Annotated in this window: 13 protein-coding genes; 9 read left to right on the top strand and 4 right to left on the bottom strand. The window is 63.1% G+C overall.

Translation table 11 applies throughout. The features are described 5' to 3' along the window. Window positions 1–21: 21 nt before the first annotated feature. From V7778_RS09975 to V7778_RS09965, 3 genes are all read left to right on the top strand, one after another. Entirely contained in the window at window positions 22–3,396 is a 3,375-nt protein-coding gene (locus tag V7778_RS09975) for a hypothetical protein (RefSeq protein ID WP_335554661.1), read from the top strand. A gap of 87 nt (window positions 3,397–3,483) precedes the next feature. After that, window positions 3,484–3,858 carry a hypothetical protein gene (locus V7778_RS09970; RefSeq protein ID WP_335554659.1) on the top strand — a complete coding sequence of 125 codons (375 nt, stop codon included), beginning with the start codon at window positions 3,484–3,486 and terminating at the stop codon, window positions 3,856–3,858. Between the two features lie 368 nt (window positions 3,859–4,226). Continuing rightward, window positions 4,227–5,852, top strand: a complete 1,626-nt coding sequence (locus tag V7778_RS09965; RefSeq protein WP_335554656.1) for a sensor domain-containing diguanylate cyclase — start codon at window positions 4,227–4,229, stop codon at window positions 5,850–5,852. Window positions 5,853–5,876: 24 nt separating this feature from the next. On the opposite strand, the gene V7778_RS09960 is transcribed toward V7778_RS09965, so the two are convergent. The 4 genes from V7778_RS09960 to dusA all read right to left on the bottom strand — a co-directional run bounded on the left by V7778_RS09960 (window position 5,877) and on the right by dusA (window position 10,085). After that, a complete protein-coding gene (locus V7778_RS09960) occupies window positions 5,877–6,278 on the bottom strand; it encodes a YXWGXW repeat-containing protein (protein WP_335554654.1) in 402 nt (133 codons plus the stop codon). 265 nt (window positions 6,279–6,543) lie between these two features. Further along, a complete protein-coding gene (locus V7778_RS09955; RefSeq protein ID WP_335554651.1) occupies window positions 6,544–6,888 on the bottom strand; it encodes an energy transducer TonB in 345 nt (114 codons plus the stop codon). Between the two features lie 73 nt (window positions 6,889–6,961). Further along, entirely contained in the window at window positions 6,962–8,737 is a 1,776-nt protein-coding gene (locus V7778_RS09950; protein ID WP_335554648.1) for a methyl-accepting chemotaxis protein, read from the bottom strand. Window positions 8,738–9,095: 358 nt separating this feature from the next. Beyond that, complete coding sequence (dusA, locus tag V7778_RS09945) at window positions 9,096–10,085, bottom strand: tRNA dihydrouridine(20/20a) synthase DusA (protein ID WP_335554645.1); 990 nt, start codon at window positions 10,083–10,085, stop codon at window positions 9,096–9,098. A gap of 329 nt (window positions 10,086–10,414) precedes the next feature. Here dusA and V7778_RS09940 point away from each other — a divergent pair, with 329 nt between their 5' ends. From V7778_RS09940 to V7778_RS09915, 6 genes are read left to right on the top strand one after another with little or no spacing between them, the layout of a single operon-like run. Continuing rightward, complete coding sequence (locus V7778_RS09940) at window positions 10,415–11,218, top strand: WbqC family protein (RefSeq protein ID WP_335554642.1); 804 nt, start codon at window positions 10,415–10,417, stop codon at window positions 11,216–11,218. Between the two features lie 3 nt (window positions 11,219–11,221). Next, window positions 11,222–12,184: a hypothetical protein gene (locus V7778_RS09935; RefSeq protein WP_335554639.1), complete on the top strand. Its 963-nt coding sequence runs from the start codon at window positions 11,222–11,224 to the stop codon at window positions 12,182–12,184. A 4-nt stretch (window positions 12,185–12,188) separates the two neighbouring features. Continuing rightward, on the top strand, window positions 12,189–13,145 hold the full coding sequence (locus V7778_RS09930) for a hypothetical protein (protein ID WP_335554636.1): 957 nt from the start codon (window positions 12,189–12,191) through the stop codon (window positions 13,143–13,145). After that, window positions 13,142–14,371: a GNAT family N-acetyltransferase gene (locus tag V7778_RS09925; protein ID WP_335554632.1), complete on the top strand. Its 1,230-nt coding sequence runs from the start codon at window positions 13,142–13,144 to the stop codon at window positions 14,369–14,371. Before V7778_RS09930 ends, V7778_RS09925 begins: the two co-directional genes overlap by 4 nt. Before the next feature lie 6 nt (window positions 14,372–14,377). Beyond that, complete coding sequence (locus tag V7778_RS09920) at window positions 14,378–16,570, top strand: tetratricopeptide repeat protein (protein WP_335554629.1); 2,193 nt, start codon at window positions 14,378–14,380, stop codon at window positions 16,568–16,570. Next, window positions 16,567–17,751, top strand: coding sequence for a DegT/DnrJ/EryC1/StrS family aminotransferase (locus tag V7778_RS09915; protein ID WP_335554626.1), 1,185 nt, complete (start codon window positions 16,567–16,569; stop codon window positions 17,749–17,751). Before V7778_RS09920 ends, V7778_RS09915 begins: the two co-directional genes overlap by 4 nt. Window positions 17,752–18,004 lie beyond the last annotated feature (253 nt).

Genomic DNA, 18,004 nt, shown 5'->3' with positions numbered 1-18,004 from the left:
TGAAGTTGAATAGGCGACAATATGAGCTGGCTGAGGATGCCGTGGTCTATCCGTAGCGTTGTAGCGCGCGACGAGCGTAATTGGCGTAAAGCTAACTTAGACAGACGGCGGCTAGCATTTTCAAGACTCGAGCGAGAGCTGCTATTTGCTGGGGAGCACCCGTTCCGGTTTGTCATCTCACTGCTAGCACTTCAATTTTTGCTTCTTTGTTTGGCAGGCGTTTTGCCAAGTGACTGGTTCACTCCGCCTTGGATTGGATGGGGAACTGAAGAACAGCTCGCCTACTTTTCGACTCTCTGGACCGTTCAAGTGACGTTGGTGGCGCTCGTCTATCCTCTAGTTATCGCATTTGTCGCCGTGTTTCTCCAACGCCGTCCAGCTGCCGAGGTATTTGTACACCTATACATGTTGGATTCTGGAGCACTAGCGGCGGGATTGTCCTCTGTTGTCCTCGTTGTCGTTATGGGTATTCAGTATCTGATGCTTACCACATGGGGACTCGCGGTATTGCCCGGTTGGACAGCATTAGACACAGTGTGGTTTTTGCTCAATGCAGCCTTAACTACTTTTTTCCTATATCGCACCGTTGAGTTTTTACTTCCCAAAGTCCAGGCGAGAGTCGTCCAGCGATACATGGTCAGCGTGGCACTTCCTCGCGACGTAACCCGGCTTAACTCGTATCAAGTCCTTGCAGGGGCCCAAGAGCGTGGCTGGATACCCATTCCCGAGTATGGTGACGAGTCCACGCCAAACAGTCCAACGTTGCTAATTGGGCGCTTTGGATTTAGGGATGGGAATGTCCAGGGGACTATGAGCTTACCGGGGCCTCATCGCTTGGTTGATGTGCGTTTGTGGTTAGTACGGGCCGTCGCTACAAAATGGTACCGTCGGGCGATGAGAGCCGCGCAGTCTTCACCACCAAGTACGAGCACTTCAGACCAAAGACCTCTGCTTACCTTTCCGCTAACCCCAGGCACGGTTTCAGAAGGCGAAATTTGCTTGGCTAGAGTCGCCCATGGGCCATCATTAGGATGGTTACAGCTATTACTGCTGAGATGGTCCCTTGTATTTCGCCCTCTTGGGACGGAACGTTTCGGCATTCGAGTACAGGCTATTCTTGAAGAGCTTGCGGCGGACGCACGGCAAGCAGCATCGTCTGGAAACAACGAATCCTTCGAACGCAGTTACAACACTCTCGTAGAAATGCACGAGCTGCTACTCACTGCTTGCTTGGATGGTGATAACGCAGAAGGCTTAAATAGTTGGGCCATGCTTCCTGACCCAGAGACCTTTGCTGGGCGGCGACTTCACGAAAGTTGGAGTGAAGTTTATCGCGGCATATTTGAAGCAGCAATTCATAACGTTATCCACGACACACGCCCCTTGCGACGTTTGTGTCATCTTCTCCAGCATCTGGAAAGCAAACAACTTCGCCGCTCTCCTGTGCAAATACAAGAACATCTGCTCCACTTGCCGCCACTCATGATGTATCTATTGGGAAATTGGTGGTCACATCGTGTTGAAGAACAAGGCATTATGGTTCATGACGCCCTTAATGCCGCTCTACTGCGACCTCCTTTTAACCGTGTATATGAAGAAATACTCTCAAGCTTCGTAAGTGGGTGGGAAAACGGTAGGCCAAACCGAGGGCGAATTCGTCAAGAAGATACTCTTTCGGATTGGGATTCTTATTCAGATGCTGCACGTTTGAACGCGAGACATATAGATGAGACAGCTCGCATGCTACTGGCAGCAGTTTATCAAGGAGATGTGGCAGCAGCTGAGTGGATGGCCGATGTACTAAGCAAGTGGTGGGATGTGTTTGATTTTGAACACGAACCCCATCAGCTCTACAATAAAACTACGTTTATAACGCTTTCCCATCTTGAGCTAAATTGGCCAGCTTTCGCTAGAAAGTTCGGCATAGAACAGGACCAAATTTATGGCACTGAACAATTAACGAAATTGCTTCAGAGGAGCGCGTACCTTGCAGCATTGCGAAACTATTGGAATGACATTCGACTGCTTGTTCTTGAGCTTCTGATGAACTGGATTCAGCACGACCCCGTTGCCCAGGTAGCCTCATCTCCGGCTGCTGAAATCCTTGTAGGGCTCCTGACTGGAAGACAATGGCGTGGTGGAGGCCGACTTAGCGGTACGCTCAACAATTTTTCTGCGACTGCGTATCTGACTGCGAAGGCTCGTCAATATGCGGCTACCGGCGAATGGAGGACAGGCTATGTAGCACGACTCGACAGTTTTGTTGAACGTGTTAAAGACATGCGCAGACCGAATATGGTGAGTTCTCGCGTCTATTCTTTTGGCGGCGCCGACGATGTCGAGTCTCTACAAAACGCTCAACTCGCACTTTTTGCGATACTAACGAATGGCCCCTGGCGTGTTCCAGAGCTTTTTTATCGTCAGATTGACCTATGGCTTATTGACCAATATCGTAGTGTCGAAATCCTTCGAGAGCAGTTCCGTTCCTGGATTGAACGCCTTAATACAGAACCACCTGTTGCCACTGAGACAGTTTCCAGCCTTAAAAACCGCGTCAGACCGGACTTGGGTATTGCAGATGCATGGGATGCTGTCAGGACAGGTTTAGAGGCTGTCCGGGACGCTGTCGAGGTTAGGCGAGAAGATGTGCTAGCAGCGCAACCTATCAGTCGGGAGCGACTGCTGGAAATTGCTTCCTTTGCGTCTTCGACTGGATTTACCGGTGGAAGCGGCAGATTCCCTCTGCAATTCCTAACAATCAGGACGACTGAAGAGGAACTGCAACCTTACACGTTGACCTTGCGTGAAGTTAGGAGAGGCGAGCTAACTCAACTTGAGATGGAGCCGCGGGCAGTCAACGAATTGGACAGCTATGCTGAGAGCGTAGCGCGTCAAGTCGGATTCGTAGTGCTCGCGGATATCCTACATGGTTGTACGATTCGCGACGTATCAGCAACCACCGCTGAAGCGTATTGGCAGACGCTAAGGGCTGAGGCTGCTAGGCTGATTTCTCGAGGAGCACGCCCTATCCTCCTCCTCGATAACGCAACCCGTCCTGATTGGGTCTGGGATTGGCAGCACGCGGACTACAGCTCAGATTACAGCCGCCCTGACGACCTTCGGATACAGCGTTTAGAAGGCAACGGCGACGATTATGTATGCCATTTCAACGACATAGCCGTTTACGCAGCGCCTTTGCCTTCAGGCCAATCTATTCTTTTATCCAGAGAAACATTTGAGAGCGTAACGTTCACTCAATACGAGCCAGGGCAATTTGTACGAGTTCAAGTTGAAGAGCTACCTGATAGACGAAATCTCGTGGACCTGAGACTGACCTTCTCTCGCCGAGTTGCCGTGGGCGATGTCGATGCTGTACGTTTGCGATACGTCGAATAAGACAGCATAAGTCGTCAAACTCGGCTGGAAACAGCACAGCCCACTTGAAGGCAAATACCCACGCGACTAGTCGGAGATTGAGCGCAAATGAAGTACAAACTTATCCGCTCGATGGCGCATAACTGGTCGCACTCATTCATGAGCGAAATGAACTACGTAGACGGTGCCTTCGTCTACGAGGACGTGTACAGGCTGGCCAGAGAGCGACGCGGCGAAAAGGTGATTATCAACTGGATTCCAGCCGACGGCGAAGATTCGCGCGAATTCCCGCCACGGGTGCAGAAATGTGTGGATGCTTACCGGGCTGGGCTGGCAGAGCACCTTCGGCGGCATCACGTTGACGCTTCAGCACTCAAGGTGTTCCGCACCGAAGTGTATGTCGCTGAAAACTTTCGCATGTACGTACGCACTTTCGTTGTCGACGATAGAGACAAGGAACATGTGGCGTTCGTCTGGAGCTAGTCCGGCGCCTCAGCCGTCGGCCGGAAGTAAGACCGGCCAGGGTACGCGATAGCGACGAAAACGAACCTTGTCGTCAAGGGCATGAACGAAACAGCGGGCATTGCCAGCGGACTGCTTTTGTAACACAATCCGTCACACAGACCCGTGGAGCGACTGCCTTGACGCCCCGCGCACGGAGGTAATTTGATGTGGCCAGTGGTCTCCCATCAGCCACCCCAAGAATTCAAGCGAAAGCCCAGTCCTCGGACTGGGCTTTTTGCTTTCTGGCGCCGAACCCGTGCTGTAGTTCCAAGCAGCAACGCAGCTTTCCGCGCCCACCCCGCCGAACGGGTGATATGCTTGCAGGGCACCGTCCACCAGTGACCTCCATGCGCCCCGACCGCTCCTCCGATCCTCACATCTCGAGCCTCACCGCGAAGAAGCGTCCGGCCGTGCGCTACGTCATTGGCGTGCTGGTCGCTTTCTGCATGCTCCTGATCGGCTTCGTGACCTGGGACGCCTGGCACTCGCGCCAGCAGCGGCTGGCGGACACTGCCACCGTCACCGCCAACATGGCGCTGGCGCTGGCGACCCAGGGCGAGGGCACGATCCGCGTGGTCGACAGCGTGCTCGCCGGCGTGGTGGAACGCATCGAGCACGACGGCATGGTGGGCACCGACCGCGAGCGCCTGCGCCTCCACCTGCGCAACATGGTCACGAGCGTCGAGGAACTGCATGGCCTGTTCGTGTATGGCGCCGACGGCGGCTGGGTGGTGACCTCGCTCGAGCAGCCGATCAGGGGCAACAACTCCGACCGCGAATACTTCCGCTACCACCGCGTCCACAAGGACCGCAGCGTGCACGTGGGCCTGCCCGTGCGCAGCCGCTCGAGCGGGGTGTGGGTCCTGCCCGTCTCAAGGCGCCTGGACAATCCGGACGGCAGCTTTGCCGGCGTGGTGCTCGGCACCATCCGCGTGGATTATTTTTCCGGCATCTACGAGCGCTTCGATACCGGCGCCGCGGGCACCATCGTGCTGATGCACGACGAAGGCCGGCTGATCTACCGCCATCCCTTCGACGTGCAGCTGGTCGATAGCGACGTCACCAAGGGCACGATCTATTCGCTCTACAAGCGCAGCCCCACGGCCGGCACGGCCATGATCAAGTCCTATATCGACGGCGTCGAGCGGCTGTACAGCTACCGGCATTTCGACGGCTTCCCGCTGATCGTCGCCACCGCCCAGTCCAAGGACGAAATCCTGGCCAAGTGGTGGCGGTCGACCTCGGCCCTGGCGGCGGCGGCGCTCGTGGTGATCGCGCTCCTGTGCGGCGGCGCCTGGCGCCTGGTGCGCCAGATCATGATCCGCGACCGGCTGGAGCAGGAACTGGTGAGTGCGCGCGCCGTGCTCCAGCAGGACAACCGCGAGCTGGCCCACCTGGCCGACAACGATGCCCTGACGGGCATCGCCAACCGGCGCCGTTTCGAGCATGAGCTGGAACTGGAGAAGAAGCGCGCCGGACGCAGCGGCAAGCCGCTGTCGCTGGTCATGGTGGACGTCGACTACTTCAAGAAGTACAACGACACCTACGGCCACGTGCAGGGCGACGAATGCCTGCGCCAGGTGGCGGCCGCGATCCGCGACAGCCTGGGACGGCCGACCGACCTGGCGGCGCGCTACGGGGGCGAGGAATTCGCGGTCCTGCTGCCCGACACCGACCCGCGCGGTGCACGCAACGTGGCGGAACACCTGCGCCTCGCGGTGATGCGCGCCGCGATCCCGCATTCGGCGAATCCGCCCGGCGTGGTGACCGTCAGCGCCGGCGTGTGCACGATGCGCTTCGCCACCGGCGACGATACCGACGCGACCCTGCTGGTGGAGCGCGCGGACGCCCTGCTCTATCGCGCCAAGCAGACCGGCCGCAACCGGGTGCGCAGCGACGAGGACGAAGACAGGGACGATAGCGAGGCTGCAAACAACAACGCGCAGCCAGGTGCGGCTGCGCGTCATGCCTAGCGGTCAGCAGGCTTATTGGCTGGCTCAGTAGCGGTTCGGATTGCGCGGACGTTCGTCGTAGCGGTTCGGGACCCCATCGCCGTCGCGGTCGCGGCGGGCAGCGACCCGTTCGCCGTGGCGCCAGCCGCCGCGCTCCAGGTGCCAGCCGCTGGCGTCGCGGCGCCATTCGGTACGCTGGTAGGCGTAGCCCGGGCGGTCGCGCTCCCAATGGCCGCTGACCCACACGTGGCGCCGGCCGTTCCAGTCCCAGTAGCCCGGCACCCAGTCGTAGCCGCGGCGCGCGGCCGGCACCGCTTCGTGGCGCGGCGCCGGCGGCGCCTTGTGCACCACGAGGACTTCGGTGCGGATCGCGGCCTCGGCCTGGGCCGGCGCGAAGGCGGCGGCGCTGATCAGGACGGCGGCGGTGGCGGCGAGAATGCTTTTCATGGTGCTCTCCTTGCGGTTGGTGTGAGACCACTATAGCGAGCCCGGCCCTTGCAATGGGCGAATGAAGGAAGTTATTACAGCCGATACATGAGGCCACAAAGATGTAACAGCGGCGCCAGATGCAAATCGGTGTGAAGCCGTGTCCAGGCGGCCAGGAAAGGCGGTGCTGGAAGTACTGCGGGAGGGTGCTGCGGAAACAGCAACCGGCCCGAAGGCCGGCGTATGCTGCATTGCAGCCGGACGCTGGCCGGCTGCGGGGAAGAAATTAGTCGAGCTTGAATGCGTAGTCGACCTTGGTCCAGGTCTGGGCCGGTGCGCCGTCCTTGGTACCCGGCTTGAACTTGCAGCCGCTCAGGCCCTTGATCAGCGCCTTGTCCAGGTTCTTGAAGCCGCTCGACTTGTCGATCTTGGAATCGGTCACCGTGCCGTCGGCGCTGACCAGGAACGACGCCGAGGTCGTGCCCTGCTCTTCGTTCATCAGCGAGGCCTTCGGGTAGTCGATTGCGCACTTCTTCGGGTCGAACGATGCCGGCACTTCGGCGGCGAAGGTCGAGGCGCAGGCGCCGGTCAGGGCCAGGACTGCGAACAGCTTGACGTTCAGGTTTTTCATGTTATTTCCCCAATAAGTTGATAAAGTTTTTCAGTCTCAAGCCGGCTCGTTCGCCGGCGCACTGCTTCACATCTTAGAATTCTTCCCACTCGTCGTTGCCGACGGTCGCGGTGCTTTTCTTCGGCTTGGCGACGGTCTCTTCGTCGCCCTGGCCCGCCGCTTTCGCGGCGGCCTTCGCGGCCGGTTTCTTCAGCGCCGGCGGGGCCGGACGCTTGGCTGCCGGACGCGCCACCACCGCGGTGCTGGCCGCAACCGGCGCTGCCGGTTCGAACTGGAACTGCTCGCCGTCTTCCAGCTTGAAGATGCTGACCACGCGGGCCAGTTCGCCGGCCTGGTCCTGCAGGCTCTGGGCGGCGGCTGCCGCTTCTTCCACCAGTGCGGCGTTCTGCTGGGTCATGCTGTCCATCTCGATGATCGACATGTTGACCTGCTCGATGCCGGCGCTCTGCTCGGCGCTGGCATTGGCGATCTCGCTCATGATGTCGGTCACGCGGCGCACGCTGGACACCACTTCGTCCATCGTCACGCCGGCCTGGCCGACCAGCTTGGTGCCGCGCTCGACCTTCTCGACGGAGTCGCCGATGAGGGTCTTGATTTCTTTCGCCGCCGCTGCCGAACGCTGCGCCAGGTTACGCACTTCCGATGCCACGACCGCGAAGCCGCGGCCCTGTTCGCCGGCACGCGCCGCTTCCACGGCGGCGTTCAGCGCCAGGATGTTGGTCTGGAAGGCGATGCCGTCGATGACGCCGATGATGTCGGCGATCTTGCTGGCCGAGTTGTTGATCTCGCCCATGGTGCCCACCACTTGCGACACCACGTCGCCGCCCTTGCGGGCCACGTCCGAGGCGGTCGCCGCCAGGGCGTTCGCTTCACGGGCGTTGTCGGCGTTCTGCTTGACGGTCGAGGTCAGTTCTTCCATCGCCGACGCGGTCTTTTCCAGCGAGCTGGCCTGCAGTTCGGTACGCGAGGACAGGTCGATGTTGCCGGCCGCGATTTCACGCGAAGCGGTGCCGATGGTCTCGGTGCCGCGGCGCACCTGCTCGACGATGTCGACCAGGCTGTTGCGCATTTCCTTCATCTCGACCAGCAGGCTGCCGCGGTCGGATTCCTTGGTCTCGATCGCGATCGACAGGTCGCCGTGGGCGATGCTGCCGGCGATCTTGGCGGTGTAGCCAGGCTCGCCGCCGAGCTGCTTGAGCAGGCTGCGGGTGATCACATAGGCTGCCACGCCGCCCATCACGAGGGCCAGGGCCAGCAGCATCAGCATGAAGTTACGGGCGTTGACGAAGGCCGCCTGGGCATCGACCGCGCTCTGCGCGTTCTGCTTCTCTTCCAGGACCGCCAGCTGGTCCAGCGCTTCGTTCCACTTCTTCTGGACCGGGCGCACTTCCTTGATCATCACGCGGGTCGCGTCCATGGCGTTGTTCGCCAGGTAGAGCTCGGCTGCCTTGGCGATTGCCGGCATGGCGGCCGCTTCATGTTCCTTGATCTGGGCAAGCAGCTTCTTTTCGTTGTCGCTGGCGTGTTCCGCGAAGATCGCGGACAACTTGCGCTGGGCTTCGTTGTATTTTTCGGTCTGAACCTTGAACTTGTTCATCTCCGGCTCCATGTCGGCCGGGTCGGTCATCAGGGTCAGGACGCGCAGCGAAGCGACACGTTCGGCGACGTTGTTGCGCATGTCGACCACCAGGGCGGTCGAGACGTTGTTCACGCTCACCACCTGGTCCAGGCGATCCTGGATCTGCGCCATACGCAGAATGCCCACCACCGTGACGGCCACCAGCAGGACCAGCACCAGTGCAAAACCGAGTGCCAGGCGGCTGCCGACCTTCATGTTGTTCAAGTTCATTCGCTTCTTCCCTGTGTATCTTATTGATCGGACTCGCCCGGAGTGGATGGCGCCGCGCGACGCATCGCAGAACCTTGCTTAATGGCTCTGCATATTTCCGACAGGATAAATCAAAACTTTGACCCAAAAGTCAGAAATTGTCTTGGCCATCCGATCTGTTTCGACCGAACAACAGCGTTGATGTCATGCAACCTCTGGGAATGGGGGAATTATCGGCTTTGACTTGCTACACAGCAAGCTTTATGAAACATTGCATTATAGAAATGTTAAGAATGTGTGGCAATTTGCAGACAAGAAACGAAAAAGAGCGTGCCGCGGCACGCTCTTTTCATGATCAAAAGGTAAATACGCGAAGGGCTCAGGCCGCCATCGGCATTTTCGCAGCGGCTTCCAGCAATAGCCGCGGATCGCCCGCTGCCAGCCGCTTCGAGTCCGACAAGACCTGGCGGAAGGCGCGCGCCCCTGGCAAGCCGGTCATCAGGCCCAGCATGTGGCGGGTGATGCTGTTGAGCTTCAGGCCGAGAGGGCCGTAGCGGCGCAACTGCTCTTCGATATAAGGGATCATCGCCTCCAGCACCTCGGTGCGCGAACGCGGGCGCCCTGCCTGGCCGTAGAAGCGCGCGTCCCAGTTCGCCATGATCCAGGGGTTGTGATAGGCCTCGCGGCCCAGCATCACGCCGTCGACGTGTTCCAGGTGCAGGGCGATCTCGTCGTCGGACTTGACGCCGCCGTTGATCAGGAATTCCAGGTCGGGGAACTCGCGCTTGAGCTGGTAGGCCACTTCGTAGCGCAGCGGCGGGATCTCGCGGTTTTCCTTGGGCGACAAGCCCTTGAGCACGGCGTTGCGGGCGTGGACGATGAAGGTCTGGCAGCCGGCGTCGGCGATGGTGCCGACGAAATCGCGCACGAAGCCGTATTCCTCGTTGTAGTCGATGCCGATGCGGTGCTTGACGGTGACGTCGATGGAGACCGCGTCGCGCATCGCCTTGACGCAGTCGGCCACCAGCTGCGGCTCGCTCATCAGGCAAGCGCCGAAAGCGCCCTTCTGCACCCTTTCGGACGGGCAGCCGCAGTTCAGGTTGATTTCGTCGTAACCGTACTGCTCGCCCAGCCTGGCGCTCTTGGCCAGGTCGGCCGGATCGCTGCCGCCCAGCTGCAGGGCCACCGGATGCTCCACCTCGTCATAGCGCAGGTGGCGTTCGACGTCGCCATAGACCAGGGCCCCGGTGGTGACCATTTCGGTGTACAGCCAGGTGTGCTGGGTGATCTGGCGGTGGAAGACGCGGCAGTGGCGATCGGTCCAGTCCATCATGGGGGCAACGCTGAGTTTTCGCTTTCCGTATTTCATTCAGATTCCTGTTGTTCCTTGCCATCCCGATGCCCTCACTGTCGCAGATGGGCGGCATGCGCCCGTTCTCAAGGGGCCGACGCCGCGGGGCGGCATGCGCCGGCTCGGTAAGCGTGTCGAGAGGCGCCGGCCAAGGACAATCTGGGGCCGGCATGCGAGGCTGGGATGGGCGCCCGGCGCGGCATGCGAATGGCGGGCCGCCGAATATTACCTGAAAAGCGGGCGCATTTCTCTCCACCGCGGTTCCTAAGAGCACAAGTTTGCCGAGCGGAAATTTTTTTGATGCGTATCTGTATTGCTCGGGCGGCCCCGGCGTTACAATCCGTGGTGTGCACACCACTGATCTCGCAAACGGCCCGGTAAGCTCCGCGACGCCCGCCGCCTCGACCGGCGGCGCGGGGGGCGGCGCGCGCGCGGCCACCCCGGCGCATCCGGTGGCCGCCATCATGCAGCCCTACTTCCTGCCCTACATCGGCTACTTCCAGCTGATCGCCACCAGCGACGTGTTCGTCGTCTACGACAACATCAAGTACACCAAGAAGGGCTGGATCAACCGCAACCGCATGCTGCGCAACGGCGAGGACGCGATGTTCTCGCTGCCGCTGCAGGCCGGCGCCGATCACCTGGACGTGGTCGAGCGAGAACTGGCGCCCGGCAAGGAGCGCCACAAATGGCTGGCCCAGCTCAAGGGCGCCTATGGCCGCGCGCCCCACTACGCGGCCACCTTGCCCCTGCTGGAGCGCATCGCCGCCTGCCCCGAGGACAACCTGTTCCGCTTCCTGCACGCGGCCCTGCTGGCCTGCTGCGAGCACCTGGGCATCGCGACCCCGATCCGCGTGTCCTCGACCGTGGAGATCGACCACGGCCTGAAAAGCCAGGACAAGGTGCTGGCCCTGTGCGAGGCGCTGGGCGCGCGCAGCTATGTGAACCCCATCGGCGGCACGGAACTCTATGCGCGCGAGGAGTTCGCCGCGCGCGGCATCGATTTGCGCTTCCTGCGCGCCCGGCCGCTCGACTATCCCCAGCTGGACGGCAAGCCCCATGTGCCCTGGCTGTCGATCGTCGACGTCCTCATGTTCAACCCGCTCGATACCGTGCGCGCCTGGGTGCGTACTCACTACGACCTGATCTAGCCTATGTACAAATGGACAAAACTGGGGAAGGTGTTCACCCCGCAGGACGTTCCCGGCCGGCCCTGGCTGAAGGAATTCGCCCAGGCCCCCGCCACCCTGGTCTGCGACGACTACGTGCGCGTGTATTTCTCCTGCCGCCCCGCGCCCGATGCGAACGGCCAGTACGTCAGCTATTCGAGCTGGGTCGACCTCGACCGGCGCGACCTGACCCGCGTGCTGCGCGTGGCCGAGCAGCCCATCCTGGCGCTGGGCGAGCTGGGCGAGTTCGACGAATTCGGCACCTATCCGGTCTCGGTGACCCGCGAAGGTAATGAAGTGCGCGCCTACTACGCCGGCTGGACCCGCTGCGAATCCGTCCCCTTCAACACCGCCATCGGCATGGCCACCAGCCTGGACGGCGGCGCGACGTTCAAAAAAGCCGGGCGCGGGCCGGTGCTGCCCTATACCCTGGACGAACCCTTCGTGCTGAGCGGCCCGAAGGTGCGCCGCTTCGAAGGCCAGTGGCAGCTGTTCTACATCGCCGGGCGCAAGTGGAAGCTGGTCGAGGGCCGCGCCGAGCCGGTCTACAAGATCCGCATGGCGACATCGAACGACGGCGTCAATTGGACCAAATTGAACCGCGACCTGGTCGAGAGCCGCATCGAGGAAGACGAAGCCCAGGCCAGCCCGGACGTCATCCACGCCAAGGGCAAGTACCACATGTTCTTCTGCTACCGCTACAGCAGCAACTACCGCGGCAAGCAGTTCGGCTACCGCATCGGCTACGCCTCGAGCACCGACCTGACGAACTGGACCCGCGACGACGCCAAGGCCGGCCTGGACGTCTCGGCCAGCGGCTGGGACGACGAGATGGTCAGCTACCCGCATGTGTTCGAACTCGACGGCCGGATCTACATGGCCTACCTCGGCAACGGCGTCGGCCGCTACGGCTTCGGCCTGGCGGTGCTGGACGGCGAACTGGAGTGACAGCATGAAGTGGACCAAACTCGGCAAGATCTTCGACCCGTCGCAGCACGCCCTGCCCAACGGCTGCACCCTGTTCGCGCAGTCGCCCCAGGCGCTGGTCTGCGACGGGTACGTGCGCATTTATTTCTCCACCCGGGCCAAGGACGCCAGCGGCAAGTTCCTCAGCCACGTGGCCTATGTCGACATGGACCGCAGCCTGTCGACCATCCTGCGCGTGGCCGACCACACCGTGCTGCCGCTGGGCGAACTGGGCGCCTTCGACGAGCACGGGATCTTCCCCATCAACGTACTGCGCCACGAGGGCCAGGTGCTGGCCTATACCACCGGCTGGAACCGCCGCGTTTCGGTCTCGGTCGACACCGCGATCGGCCTGGCGCTCAGCAAGGATGAAGGCCGCACTTTCCAGCGCCTGGGCAGCGGCCCGGTGCTGGCCCAGTCGCTGCACGAGCCCTGCCTGGTGGGCGACGGCTTCGTCCTGCACGCGGGCGGCCGGTTCCACATGTGGTACATCTTCGGCACCGGCTGGAAGCGCTACGGCGCGGATGCGGCGCCCGACCGCACCTACAAGATCGGCCACGCGACCTCGCCGGACGGCATCCGCTGGACCAAGGAGGAAGCGCGCCGGATCGTGGCCGACCGCCTGGGACCGGACGAGAGCCAGGCCCTGCCCACCGTGGTCGAGGTCGACGGGCGCTGGCACATGTTCTTCTGCTACCGCCAATCCTTCGACTTCCGCAGCAATCCGGACCGCGGCTACCGCATCGGCCATGCCTGGTCCGACGACCTGGTGGACTGGACCCGCGACGACGACATGATCCCGCTCGCCGTCGAGCCGGGCGCCTGGGACGGCGAGATGCAGTGCTATCCCCACGTCTTCAAGCTGGACGGCAAGGTCTACCTGCTCTACAACGGCAACGCTTTCGGGCGCGACGGCTTCGGCCTGGCGGTGCTGGCGCCATGAGCCCGGCGATGAACGGCCTGGACCTGCGCCGCGACAGCGCCTCCGCCACCCAGGTCGAGGCCCTGCTGCGCGCCTGCGACGCGGCCTTCGTGCCGCCGCTCAGCAGCCGGGTGGCGCTCGGCGCCTATGCCGCCAAGCTTGCCGGACAGGCGCGCCTGCTCGAAGCATGGCAGGATGAGGCCTTGATCGGCCTGGTGGCGATCTACTGCAACGACCCCGGCGGGGTGGCCTATGTCAGCAATGTCAGCGTGGCGCCCGGCCACGCCCGGCGCGGCATCGCCGGCCGGCTGCTGGACGAGGCGCTCGATGCGGCGCGCCGGGCCGGCATGCGGGAAGCTGCGCTCGAGGTGGGCGCGCAGAACGCCGCCGCCGTCGCGCTGTACCGGAAACACGGCTTCGTCCAGGAGGGCGAAGCGAACCAGGACCGCATGCTGCGCATGCGCCTGCCCTTTCAACATGGAACGACCATGACCAACGACCGCGACTACAACGCCGAAGCGAAAGACAGCCAGGGCCACCAATATGCCTACGGCTTCGACTTCGACGTCATGCACCCCTACATGCTGCAAAGCTTCCAGCCCTTCTTCCGGCCGGGCAGCCTGCTGGAACTGGGCTGCTTCCAGGGCGCGCTGACGCGCCGCCTGCTGGCCCACTTCGACGACGTCACCTGCGTCGAGGCCTCGAGCGAGGCGCTGGACGCGGCGCGCGCGCTGGTCGGCGACAAGGCCACCTTCTTCCACGCCCGCTTCGAAGAGGTGCGGCTGCCGCGCCGCTACGACAACATCGTGCTGACCCATGTGCTGGAGCACCTCGACGACGCGGTCGGCCTGCTGCGCCGGATCAACGACGAATGGCTGGCGCCGGGCGGCCGCCTGTTCCTGGTGTGCCCGAACGCCAACGCGCCCTCGCGCCAGATCGCGGTCAAGATGGGCCTGATCGAGCACAACGCGGCCGTCACCCCTGCGGAGCTCGACCATGGCCACCGCCGCACCTACAGCCTCGACACGCTGGAACGCGACGCCGTCGCCGGCGGCCTGGCGGTGCGCCACCGCTCCGGCATCTTCTTCAAGGCGCTGGCCAACTTCCAGTGGGACCGCCTGCTCCAGACCGACATCATCTCGCCGGCCTACCTGGACGGCTGCTATGCCCTGGGCCAGCACTACCCGGACCTGTGCGCCAGCATCTTCCTGCTGTGCGAGCAGGGTCCCTCGACCACACAATCCTGAGCCGCCATGAGCAACCTCCCCGCCAGCATCAAGCACCCCGAGATCGAACAGCACCGCAAGGCCGTGCGCAACAGCCCGCGCAACGCCCAGGCCCACGCCCTGCTCGGCCTGGCCCTGCAGCGCCACGGCATGCTGGCCGAGGCCGTGGCCAGCCAGCGCCGCGCGCTCGAGCTCGACCCCAAGCTGACCGGCCTGCACGCCGTGCTGGGCCCCGCCCTGTTCGACCTGAAGCGCTACCCGGAATCGGTCGAAAGCTACCGCCGCGCGGTGGCGCTGCAGCCGAACGAGCCCGACCTGCGCAAGGGCCTGTCGGACGCCCTGCGCCATGCCGGCCAGCTGCCGCAGGCGCTGGAACAGGCGCAGCAGGCGCTGGCGCTGCGCCAGGACGACCTCGACCTGCTGTTCACCCTGGCCGCCTGCCAGCACGGCATGCGCGACCATGCCGCCGCCGCCGAGACCTTCGGACGCGTGCTGGAACTGGTGCCCGAGCACGTCAACGCGCGCCTGGACCTGGGCCAGTGCCTGCTGCACCTGCACCGGCACGATGCGGCCGAAGCGGCCTATCGCGGCGTGATCGCGCGCGAACCCGGCCACGTGCGCGCCCACATCAGCCTGGGCAGCACCCTGCGCGAACTGCGCCGCTTCGACGAAGCGGTGACCTGTTTCGAACGCGCGCTGGAGCTCGATCCGCAGCATGCGGACGCGCTCTACGAACTGGGCGTGGCCCTGCAGCTGCAGGGCAAGATCGGCCCGGCCCGCGCCGTGCTGGAGCAAGGCCTGGCGCTGGCGCCGGACCATGAACTGCTCCTGCGGGCGCTGGCGCACAGCTGCTTCGAGCTGGGCCAGTGGGAACAGGCGCTGGCGCACGCGCGCCGCTGCCTGGAGGTGGCGCCCAGCCCCACCTCGCACAGCGCCATGCTGTTCATTCTCAGCCACTGCTGCAACGACGGCGCCCAGCTCACCGCCGAGCATTTCGCATTCGGCCGGCGTTGGGAGCAGCCCCTTAGCGCGCTGCGCCAGCCGCACGCGAACCCGCGCGATCCGGGCAAGCGCCTGAACGTCGGCATCGTCTCGGCCGACCTGTACCACCACGCGGTGACCCGCTTCATCGAGCCGATCATGTCGCTGCTGAAGGACAGCCAGCAACTGAGCCTGCACGTCTATTACAACAACACGGTGAGCGACGAAATGACCGGCCAGCTGCGCGGCTACGTGGCCGAGTGGCGCCAGATCGCCCACCTCGAGGACGAGGCGGTCGAGCGCATGGTCCGCGAGGACGGCATCGACATCCTGATCGACTTGAACGGCCACTCGGCGCGCAACCGCCTGGGACTGTTCGCCCGCAAGCCGGCGCCGGTGCAGGCCAGCTGGATCGGCTATGCCGGCACCACGGGCCTGGAATCCATGGATTACTACCTGTCCGACCAGTTCCACCTGCCGGAAGGCCGCTACGACGAGCAGTTCTCGGAAAAGATCGTGCGCCTGCCGCTGTCGGCGCCCTTCATGCCGGATCCGAACGCGCCGCCGGTGAACGAGCTGCCGGCCCGGACCAACGGCCACCTCACCTTCGCCAGCTTCCACCGCACCAGTAAAGTCAGCCGCGACGTGATCGCGCTGTGGGCCAAGCTGCTGCGCTCCCTGCCGACCTCGAAGATGCTGCTGGGCGGCCTGCAGCAGGGCACCGACGACACCCTGCTCGGCTGGTTCGACGAGGAAGGCATCGCGCGCGAGCGCCTGATCCTGCGCGAGCGCACCACGGTGCACGGCTACCTGACCCAGCACCACGAGGTCGACATCTGCCTCAGTCCCTTCCCCTACTCCGGCTCGACCACGATCTGCCACGCGCTGTGGATGGGCGTGCCGACCCTGGCCACGATCGGCCCGACCAACCCGAGCCACTCGGCGGTCTGCTACCTGGCCCACCTGGGCCTGAGCTCCTTCATCGCCGACGACGAGGAAACCTTCCTGCGCCTGGGCGCCTTCCTGAACGAGAACCTGGACACCCTGGCCGCACTGCGCGCCAGCATGCGCGAGCGCTTCACCAATTCGGTCGTGGGCTACCCGGGCGTGGCCGCGGCCAGCGTGGAGTACGCGCTGCGCCTGATGTGGTTGCGCTGGTGCGAGGGCCAGCCGGCCGCGCCGCTGCGCGTGCGCCTGTCGGACCTCACCGACGGCTCGGAACAGGAGAACCAGGCATGAACGACAAGATGAAACCGATCCGCACCCGCGCCGACCTGGCCGTGAACGGCGCCGCGCCGGCGTTTGACGAACTGCTGCACGTGGGCCGCCCGAATATCGGCGACCGCGAGGCTTTCCTGCGTTATGCAAACGACATCTTCGACCGCCGCTGGCTGAGCAACGATGGGCCGCTGCTGCAGGAATTCGAGGCGCGTATCGCCGCCCACCTGGGCGTGCGCCACTGCGTCGCCATGTGCAACGGCACCATCGCGCTCGAGATCGCGATCCGGGCCATGGGCCTGCAGGGCGAGGTGATCGTGCCTTCGTATACCTTCGTCGCCACCGCCCACGCGCTGCAGTGGCAGGGCATCACGCCGGTGTTCGCCGACGTCGACCCCGCTACCCACAACATCTCGCCCGAGGCGGTGCGGCGCATGATCACCCCGCGCACCACCGGCATCATCGGAGTGCACCTGTGGGGCCGCGCCGCGCCCGTCGAGGAGCTGCAGGCGATCGCCGACGAGCACGAACTGGGCCTGCTGTACGATGCCGCCCACGCCTTCTCGTGCACCCACCAGGGCAAGATGATCGGCAATTTCGGCGCCTGCGAGGTGCTGAGCTTCCACGCCACCAAGTTCTTCAACAGCTTCGAGGGCGGCGCCGTGGTGACCAACGACGACGCCCTGGCCGACCGCATGCGCCTGATGCGCAACTTCGGTTTCTCGGGCCTGGACCAGGTGAGCCACCCCGGCACCAACGGCAAGATGATCGAGATCGCCGCCGCCATGGGCCTGGTCAACCTGGACGCCATCGACCAGGTGATCGCCGCCAACCGCGCCAACTACGACTGCTACCGCGCGGTGCTGGCCGATATCCCGGGCGTGCGCCTGATCGATTACGACCCCGCCGAGCGCAACAACTATCAATACGTGATCCTGGAGGTGGCCCCGGACTGCGCCGCCGGCCGCGACGAGATCGTCACCGCCCTGCGCGCCGAGAACATCATGGCGCGCCGCTACTTCTGGCCCGGCTGCCACAAGATGGAACCCTACCGCTCGCTGTTCCCGCATGCCGGGCTGGTGCTGCCCGATACCGAGCGGGTCGCCGCCAGCGTGATCGTGCTGCCGACCGGGCAGACCATGGACGCGGACAAGATCGCGGTCGTGGCCCAGGTGATCCAGACCGTCGTCGGAGGCGTCTAAGCGCTTGAGGTGTTCGATTTAACAATGTTCGGGGCGCGGTTCCTCCTTCTTCTGGGGGAGCCGCGCCCTTGTTCTTTATACACGGCAAAAAATATTTAAAAAAATTTCCGCATGGCACTTAATGCCGGACTTAAACCTGTCGCCTTGTACTGATGAGAGCGAGTGACACACAGCAAGATAGTCCGCTCGAAACGAAACACGAACCGAATTCTTCCGATACTAGGAGCCCAACATGCTGAGCCTTCACACCAAC

Origin of the sequence: Massilia sp. DD77, assembly GCF_036961685.1 — a bacterium.
GTDB lineage: Bacteria > Pseudomonadota > Gammaproteobacteria > Burkholderiales > Burkholderiaceae_D > Telluria.
This window is presented reverse-complemented; position numbering and strand designations above follow the sequence as displayed.

Coding starts and splice junctions, on each gene's coding strand:
- V7778_RS09915 (WP_335554626.1), top strand. CDS start 16,567: ATGAACGACAAGATGAAACCGATCCGCACCCGCGCCGACCTGGCCGTG.
- dusA (WP_335554645.1), bottom strand. CDS start 10,085: ATGAAATACGGAAAGCGAAAACTCAGCGTTGCCCCCATGATGGACTGG.
- V7778_RS09955 (WP_335554651.1), bottom strand. CDS start 6,888: ATGAAAAACCTGAACGTCAAGCTGTTCGCAGTCCTGGCCCTGACCGGC.
- V7778_RS09960 (WP_335554654.1), bottom strand. CDS start 6,278: ATGAAAAGCATTCTCGCCGCCACCGCCGCCGTCCTGATCAGCGCCGCC.
- V7778_RS09930 (WP_335554636.1), top strand. CDS start 12,189: ATGAAGTGGACCAAACTCGGCAAGATCTTCGACCCGTCGCAGCACGCC.
- V7778_RS09950 (WP_335554648.1), bottom strand. CDS start 8,737: ATGAACTTGAACAACATGAAGGTCGGCAGCCGCCTGGCACTCGGTTTT.
- V7778_RS09970 (WP_335554659.1), top strand. CDS start 3,484: ATGAAGTACAAACTTATCCGCTCGATGGCGCATAACTGGTCGCACTCA.
- V7778_RS09965 (WP_335554656.1), top strand. CDS start 4,227: ATGCGCCCCGACCGCTCCTCCGATCCTCACATCTCGAGCCTCACCGCG.
- V7778_RS09975 (WP_335554661.1), top strand. CDS start 22: ATGAGCTGGCTGAGGATGCCGTGGTCTATCCGTAGCGTTGTAGCGCGC.
- V7778_RS09920 (WP_335554629.1), top strand. CDS start 14,378: ATGAGCAACCTCCCCGCCAGCATCAAGCACCCCGAGATCGAACAGCAC.
- V7778_RS09925 (WP_335554632.1), top strand. CDS start 13,142: ATGAGCCCGGCGATGAACGGCCTGGACCTGCGCCGCGACAGCGCCTCC.
- V7778_RS09935 (WP_335554639.1), top strand. CDS start 11,222: ATGTACAAATGGACAAAACTGGGGAAGGTGTTCACCCCGCAGGACGTT.